Below are 1,706 nucleotides of genomic sequence, written 5' to 3'. Positions count from 1 at the left end.
GTATCACTATAAAAAAAATTATTACAAAAGCATGAGCAGTAACTATAACATTATATATATGATCATTTCCTAACAATCTACCAGGATTTCCTAATTCCATTCGAATCAAAACTCTTATAGCAGTTCCCATTATAGCCGATCAAACACCAAATATTAAATATAACGTCCCAATATCCTTATGATTAGTTGAATATAACCATCGCAGTATTATCTAATAGTTTAAAAACATTAAATTGCAAATTTAAAATTATAATTAAGAAATCATAAGATGATGAACTGTAAATTCATATAAGATAAAATTATTTTAAATATACACTTTTAACCTTGAAAGCTAATAGAATTATTATCTTAATAAACTATATAACAAAAAAAACAACTAAAAAAACTCCCATTATTAACCCTACAATATTAATTATAATTAAATAATTATTTTTATTATACATTATAGTAAAATTTATTCAATTCATATTATCATAATATCTCATTAAAACATCATAAATCATACGAAAATATACATAAAACATTACTACAGAACAAAAAATTAAAAACATTATAAAATAATACTCATATTTAAAAATCATTATAAAAGCAAACAACTTTAAAAAAAATCCTAATAAAGGAGGTATCCCAGCTATTCTTAATACCATTAAAATCAACCAACCCTTATATTTTATTTTTATCAACATTGTAAAATCTTCAAATAATAAAAATCTAAAAAATTTCATAACTGGAAAAATTATTAAAGAATATAATAATAAATATACAAATCAACTTAAGTCATCAGAAAAATTACATAATATAATTCAGCCTATATGATACACAGAAGAATAAGCAATTAACTGCTTAAAATTCCTTTGATTATAACATCCAAAAACTCCAAAAAATAATCTAACCACTACTATCATATAAATCACATAAGAAATAAAAATTCTCATAATTATCAAAGGAATTAATTTTTGAAAAGATATTAATATAAAACAAGACATTCACGATAAACCAGAACAAACCGAAGGAAACCAAAAAAAAAAAGGACCTGCACCAATCTTATAACCCAATAATAAACAAACAACAAAATCTACTCACTCCTTATTTAAATAAAAACATCTTATTAAAACAGCTGATCCTATTCTTTGAATAAAAAAATACTTCAAACAAGACTCAATCTTTAATATACTTCTTTCTTTATATATTAATATAATAAAAATTATTATATTAATCTCTAAACCTAATCATAACAAAAACCAATCATCTCTATTTATAACTAAATGAAATCTAATAATATATATAAAAGAAAATAAAACTACATTTAAAATAAAGATATATTCATTTATGAGGTATGAACTCATTAGCTTTATATAGCTGATCATAATAGTTCTCACCTTATTCTATCCTCTCTCATACAAATAATGAGAACAAAGAATACAATAAACATAATTATATTCACATAACAACTTATACTTCATATCATTCCATATATATATATATAATCATATACAATAATATATATATTTCCTCTCAGGGTCCCCGGCTTTCCCCCTCCGCCGGGTCCCCGGTGGAATATTATACCCTTATATAATAATAAATTACATATATTCATAGTTCTCACCTTATTCTATCCTCTCTCATACAAATAATGAGAACAAAGAATACAATAAACATAATTATATTCACATAACAACTTATACTTCATATCATTCCATATATAT

General features: G+C 22.6%; 1 protein-coding gene. It reads right to left on the bottom strand.

The annotated features are described in order from the left end of the window. Positions 1-803 precede the first annotated feature (803 nt). Positions 804-986, bottom strand: coding sequence for a proton-conducting transporter transmembrane domain-containing protein (locus D1B33_RS18925; RefSeq protein WP_101335831.1), 183 nt, complete (start codon positions 984-986; stop codon positions 804-806). Positions 987-1,706: the final 720 nt, after the last annotated feature.

This window comes from Ureibacillus yapensis (assembly GCF_003515775.1).
In the GTDB taxonomy this organism is placed as follows: domain Bacteria; phylum Bacillota; class Bacilli; order Bacillales_A; family Planococcaceae; genus Ureibacillus; species Ureibacillus yapensis.
This window is presented reverse-complemented; position numbering and strand designations above follow the sequence as displayed.

Coding starts and splice junctions, on each gene's coding strand:
- D1B33_RS18925 (WP_101335831.1), bottom strand. CDS start 986: ATGTCTTGTTTTATATTAATATCTTTTCAAAAATTAATTCCTTTGATA.